This window comes from Erwinia sp. INIA01 (assembly GCF_025947915.1).
Taxonomy (GTDB): Bacteria; Pseudomonadota; Gammaproteobacteria; order Enterobacterales; family Enterobacteriaceae; genus Erwinia; species Erwinia coffeiphila.
This window is the reverse complement of record NZ_JAPDNC010000002.1, coordinates 240,390-241,446: the sequence shown is the minus strand read 5'-3', so window position 1 is coordinate 241,446 and position 1,057 is coordinate 240,390. Positions and strand designations below refer to the sequence as shown.

At 54.2% G+C, this 1,057-nt stretch carries 1 protein-coding gene; it reads right to left on the bottom strand.

The genetic code is table 11. The features are described 5' to 3' along the window. Window position 1: 1 nt before the first annotated feature. A complete protein-coding gene (fsa, locus tag OMR58_RS02985) occupies window positions 2-667 on the bottom strand; it encodes a fructose-6-phosphate aldolase (protein ID WP_264545251.1) in 666 nt (221 codons plus the stop codon). Between the last annotated feature and the right edge of the window lie 390 nt (window positions 668-1,057).

Here is a 1,057-nt window from a genome sequence, read left to right as displayed (position 1 = left end):
ATCAGGAAATTTTCAGCTCGCCGTAGGCCGCCGTCCAGTCCTGATCGAAGCGTTGCAGCGCGCTGTCGACTGCCGGATCGAGCAGGAACAGTTCGGCGACATCCGGATCGACGGTGATCGACTCGCATCCTGCCAGCATGCAGTCCAGCACCTGGCGCGGCGTACGGAAGCTGGCCGCCAGCACTTTGCTCTGCGGGCAGTGGAGCGACAGCAGTCTTTGCAGCTCTTTAACCAGCATGATGCCGTCGCCGCCCTGCGCATCCACACGATTAACGTAAGGCGCAATGTAACTGGCTCCGGCCAGTGCGGCATAGAACCCCTGCCCTGCGCCGTACACGGCGGTGCCCAGCGTCGGGATATTCTGCCGGGTCAGCGCCTTGATCGCCGTCAGGCCGTTATGCGTTACCGGCACTTTCACCACCAGCGACGGGACGATTTCACGCAGATGCAGCGCTTCATCCACCATCGCGGCGGCATCATGGGCGATAACCTGGGCAAACAGCGTGCTGTCTGCGGGCAAAATCGACACCAGTTCCTGCAGCACGCTGCTTAACGGGCGCTTGCTGCGCGAGACGATGCTTGGATTTGTCGTGACGCCTTTAATCGGCAGAACGGCCGCCAGACGTTTTACTGCCGCAACGTCAGCGGTATCTAAATAAAATTCCATGGTGACCTCCGGTGCAAAATGCGATTCACAATAAAAAAGTTTCATATGCAATATATTTTCATTTCATTGAAAAATAAATCTGTATCTTTGTACAAAACGCGATCGCTATCACATTGTAGAAACACTGGGGGAATCAAATATAACTCGTTGTATATATTGAAATATAGTCAAAATAAGGGCAGAAATATTTATATATCGCAAGTTGAGTTTTCTATAGCGGAGTGTTTCGAAACAAAGGAAAGAAAATATGAAAGAAAAATGCCCGAATTAGCCGCCGCATAAAAAAACCCAACGCGCCGAGCCACCGGTCAGGCGGTCAGGCGGTCAGGCGGTCAGGCGGTCAGGCGGTCAGGCGGTCAGGCGGTCAGGCGGTCAGGCGGTCAGGCGGTC

What these genes read in the sequence shown, in the direction of transcription:
- fsa (WP_264545251.1), bottom strand. Translation starts at nt 667, where the DNA reads ATGGAATTTTATTTAGATACCGCTGACGTTGCGGCAGTAAAACGTCTG.